The organism is Streptomyces sp., from assembly GCF_036566765.1.
Lineage (GTDB): Bacteria > Actinomycetota > Actinomycetes > Streptomycetales > Streptomycetaceae > Streptomyces.
Map to the genome: position 1 here is coordinate 1 of NZ_DATCVQ010000618.1, position 4,757 is coordinate 4,757.

Annotated in this window: 3 protein-coding genes and 1 pseudogene; 3 read left to right on the top strand and 1 reads right to left on the bottom strand. The window is 71.7% G+C overall.

Translation table 11 applies throughout. The annotated features are described in order from the left end of the window. Positions 1 to 553, top strand: a pseudogene (locus tag VIU94_RS36045) (cellulose-binding protein); the annotation flags it as partial. A gap of 88 nt (positions 554 to 641) precedes the next feature. Here VIU94_RS36045 and VIU94_RS36050 read toward each other — a convergent pair. Beyond that, complete coding sequence (locus VIU94_RS36050; protein WP_331918317.1) at positions 642 to 2,273, bottom strand: MFS transporter; 1,632 nt, start codon at positions 2,271 to 2,273, stop codon at positions 642 to 644. 441 nt (positions 2,274 to 2,714) lie between these two features. On the opposite strand from VIU94_RS36050, the gene VIU94_RS36055 reads away from it, so the two are divergent. Beyond that, the gene (locus VIU94_RS36055; RefSeq protein ID WP_331918319.1) at positions 2,715 to 3,503 is read left to right on the top strand and encodes an ABC transporter ATP-binding protein; all 789 of its coding nucleotides are present in this window, start codon (positions 2,715 to 2,717) and stop codon (positions 3,501 to 3,503) included. Further along, on the top strand, positions 3,500 to 4,757 hold a 1,258-nt coding region (locus VIU94_RS36060), incomplete at its 3' end, for an ABC transporter permease (RefSeq protein ID WP_331918321.1). The genes VIU94_RS36055 and VIU94_RS36060, both read left to right, overlap by 4 nt.

Below are 4,757 nucleotides of genomic sequence, written 5' to 3' on the forward strand. Positions count from 1 at the left end.
GCTCCGGGACGCGCGCGGTGAGGCGGCGGCGCTACGGGCGGGCGCGCGGGCCGACGCGGCCGCGGCACGGGAGGAGGCGCGTACGGCGGTGGAGGACGCCCGGCTGCGGGCGGCGGCGCTGGTGGACGCGCAGGAGAAGGAGCACGTCGAGCGGTGGGCGGAGGCGGAGCGGGCGGCGGCCCGCCGGGACGAGGAGCTCGCGGCCCGGCACATCGAGCTGGTCGCGGCGGCGGAGTCCGCGCTCTCGGAGGCTGAGCGGGCCTTCGCGGAGGCCGAGGAGAGCGCCCGGCACCGCCAGGAGGAGGCGGAGGTCGGCGCCGAGGAACTGCTCGCGGAGGCCCGGGTGCACCAGGACCGGATCGAGCGCGAGACGGACCGCGTCCTGCGCGAGCACGACAGCGCCCGCGAGGAGACCCGGGCCCATATGACCCACGTCCGCAACAGCTTGGCGACGCTGACGGGGCGGGGGGAGGGGGAGGAGCAGGGAGACGAGCAGAGGGAGGAGCCCGAGGAGTCCGAGGAACCCCGGGTGGGGGAGGAGGAAGAGAAGTAGGGGCCGCACCGCCCCCGTCGGGCGGCGGCCGCACCGCCCCCGTCAGGCGGCGGTCGCACCGCCTCCGTCAGGCGGTCGCACCGCCCCGTCAGGCGGCCGGTTCCTGCGCCGCTTTCGCCGCCGCCGATCCGTCCCCCGACTCACCCGCGCCCTCCGTGGCCTCCTTCAGGACCGGGAAGCGGCGGGGCGCGATCGTGAGCAGGACGAGGAGGGCCAGGGCGGCCGCGACGGCCGCGCCGATGTGGACGTAGTCCACCGCCGCGTCCACCGCCCGGCGCAGATGGTCGGCGGCCGAGGCGGTGAGCGCGCCGGGGGTGTCGAGGGCGCGGGCGAGCGAGTCCAGGTCGCCGCTGCCGCCGAGGCGGGCGGCGAGCACGCCGTTGGCGATCGCGCCGAACAGCGCCGCGCCGACGCTCTGGCCGACCTGGCGGCAGAACAGTACGGACGCGGTGGTCGTGCCGCGCTCCTCGTACGGGACGGTCGACTGGACGCCCACGATGAGCGGGAGCTGGAAGAAGCCGAGGGACGCGCCGAGCAGCAGCATCAGCAGGGCGGGCTGCCAGGGCTCGCCGGGGAACGGCAGCAAAGGGAAGGCGAGGAGGACGAGCAGGGCGCACGAGATGCCGAACACGGCGGTGAGCCGGAAGCCGATGCGGCTGTACACGCGGTTGGCGAAGGCGGCGGTGACCGGCCAGCTCAGGGTCATCGCGGACAGTACGAACCCGGCGGCGATCGGGCCGAGGCCGAGGACGGCTTGGGCGTAGGTGGGCAGGAAGACGGTCGGGGCGACCATCAGCAGGCCGAGCGCGCCGAGCGCGAGGTTGACGGCGGCTATGGTGCGGCGGCGCCACACCCAGCCGGGGATGATCGGTTCGGCGGCGCGCCGTTCGATGATCACGGTGAGCGCGCCGAGGGCCAGGCTGCCGCCGAACAGCGCCAGTGAGGGCGCGGACAGCCACGGCCAGGCGACGCCGCCCTGGACGAGCGCGGTGAGCAGCAGGGCGCCGGTCGCGAAGATGGCGAGGGCGCCGGGCCAGTCGACGACGACGCGGCGCGGAGCGTCGGTCGCGCCGGAGCCCTGGGCCGTGCTGCGGACTGGTTCGACCAGGTAGCGGGCGACGAGCCAGAGGGCCACCAGACCGACCGGAATGTTGACGAGGAAGATCCAGCGCCAGTCGGCGTAGCCGGCCAGCAGGCCGCCGGCGGCCGGGCCGGCGACCGACGAGGTGGCCCACACGGAGGAGAGCTTCGCCTGGATCTTCGGGCGTTCCTTCAGCGGGTACAGGTCGGCCGCGATCGTCTGGACGGTGCCCTGGAGCGCGCCGCCGCCGAGGCCCTGCACGATCCGGAAGGCGATGAGGGAGGCCATGTTCCAGGCTGCCGCGCACAGCAGCGAGCCGACGAGGAAGAGGACGATGCCGGCGATGAGGACCGGCTTGCGGCCGAAGGTGTCGGAGAGCTTCCCGTACACCGGCAGGGTGACGGTGACGGCGAGCAGGTAGCCGGAGAACAGCCAGGAGAAGACCGCGAGTCCGCCGAGGTCGCCGACGATCTGCGGGACGGCGGTGGCGACGACGGTGCCGTCCAGGGCGGCGAGGCCCATGCCGAGCATGAGCGCTGCGACGACGGGGCCTCTGCCGCGTGGCGTGGCCGCGGTCGCGGTCGCGGGCGCTGTCGTCGGTTCGGCCACCGGATGTCCTCCCCTGCTGTCGGCATGCATTCCCTATGCATCTATTTCTTCGGGGGACACCCTCTCACTTGCACCTCACGCTGCGGGAGGGGGCAGAGTCGGGGAAAACCCCCGAGGGGGTCTCCGCCCACGGGTGGAGACCCCTAAGGGAACCTCCCCCATTGCGCCCAGGGGGCGTTCGTCCCGACGGAGGACGTGCCGGGGGCCGCCTGGTTCTTAACTGGTTCTTACGGGCTGCGGCTCGCCTCAGGTCACGGGGGCCTGAGGAAAACCGCAGGGCGAGTGTGCGGGGAGCACCACTGTGCTCGGGTCCCGCACCGAACAGACTCGAATCACCGCACCGGATCAGCGGAGCAAGCGCACTGCACCGCACGGCACGGCACCGCACGGCACGGCACCGCACTGCACGGCACCGCACTGCACCGCACGGCACCGCACTGCTTCGTAACTCACCGATATAGGAGACATACCGTGACTTCGGCTGTGACCATCCCCAGGCACGGGGGTTCTGGAGAGCGTACGGCCGTCGCCGCGCGGGCGCGGCAGGTCGTCAAGGCGTACGGGCAGGGCGAGACCCGGGTCGTCGCCCTGGACCATGTCGACGTCGACATCAACCGGGGGCAGTTCACCGCGATCATGGGCCCCTCCGGGTCCGGCAAGTCGACCCTGATGCACTGCCTGGCCGGTCTCGACACCGTCACCAGCGGCCAGATCTACCTCGACGAGACCGAGATCACCGGTCTGAAGGACAAGAAGCTGACGCAGCTGCGGCGGGACCGGATCGGCTTCATCTTCCAGGCGTTCAACCTGCTGCCGACCCTGGACGCGATAGAGAACATCACGCTCCCGATGGACATCGCCGGCCGCAAGCCGGACCGGGCGTGGCTGGACCGGGTCGTCACCACGGTCGGACTCGCCGACCGTCTCAAGCACCGGCCGACCCAGCTCTCCGGAGGTCAGCAGCAGCGCGTCGCCGTGGCGCGCGCCCTGGCCGCCCGCCCCGAGATCATCTTCGGCGACGAGCCGACCGGAAACCTGGACTCCCGGGCCGGCGCAGAGGTGCTCGGCTTCCTGCGGCAGTCGGTGGACGAGCTGGGCCAGACGATCGTCATGGTGACGCACGACCCGGTGGCCGCCTCCTACGCGGACCGGGTGCTCTACCTGGCGGACGGCAGGATCGTCGACGAGATGTTCAAGCCCACCGCCGACGCCGTCCTGGACCGCATGAAGGACTTCGACGCCCGGGGGCGCACGTCATGACCGTCCTCAAGACCTCGCTGCGCAACTTCTTCGCGCACAAGGGCCGTATGGCGCTCTCCGCCGTCGCCGTCATGCTGTCCGTGGCGTTCGTGAGCGGCACGCTGGTGTTCACGGACACCATGAACACCACCTTCGACAAGCTCTTCGCTTCGACCGCCTCCGACGTCACGCTCAGCGCCGGCAGCGGCGAGACGAACCCGCAGACCGGCCGCCCCGAGACCTTCCCGGCCTCGCTCGTCGAGAAGGTCCGCAAGGCCGACGGGGTCAAGGGCGCCCAGGGCTCGGTGATCTCGCTGAGCATCACCGTCGTGGACGCGAAGAACAAGAACCTCGGTCCGACCAGCGGCGCGCCCACGATCGCCGTCAACTGGAGCCCGAACGAGCTGCGTTCGGTGGAGATCACCTCCGGCCACGAGCCGCGCGGGCCCACCGAGGTGCTGGTCGACGGCGGCACCGCCGAGAAGCACAAGCTGAAGATCGGCGACGAACTGCGCACCATCTCCGTCACCGGTGACTTCACCGCGAAGATCTCCGGCATCGCCGACTTCAAGGTCACCAACCCCGGCGCCACCGTCGTCTACTTCGACACGGCCACCGCCCAGCGCGAACTCCTCGGCAAGGAAGGGCTGTTCACGACGATCACCGCCGACGCCGCGGCGGGGGTCTCCGACGACCGACTCAAGGCGAGCATCGCCTCGGCGGTCGGCGAGGGCTACAAGCTGCAGACCGCCGCCGAGGCCGCGGACGAGGGCCGCAAGGACGTCGCCGGGTTCCTCGACGTCATGAAGTACGCGATGCTCGGCTTCGCCGGGATCGCCTTCCTCGTCGGCATCTTCCTCATCGTCAACACCTTCTCGATGCTGGTGGCCCAGCGCACCCGCGAGATCGGCCTGATGCGGGCCATCGGCTCCAGCCGCAGGCAGGTCAACCGGTCCGTGCTGGTCGAGGCGCTGTTCCTCGGCACGGTCGGCTCCGTCCTCGGCGTCGGTGCCGGAATCGGTGTCGCCGTCGGCCTGATGAAGCTCATGAACTCCATGGGCATGAACCTGTCTACCGAGGACCTCACGATCGCCTGGACGACTCCGGTGCTCGGGCTGGCGCTCGGCATCATCGTCACCGTCGTCGCCGCGTACGTCCCGGCCCGCCGGGCCGGCAAGGTCTCGCCGATGGCCGCCCTGCGCGAATCCGGAACCCCGGCGGACGCCAAGTCCGGCTGGATCCGGGCCGGTATCGGCCTGGTCCTCACCGTCGGCG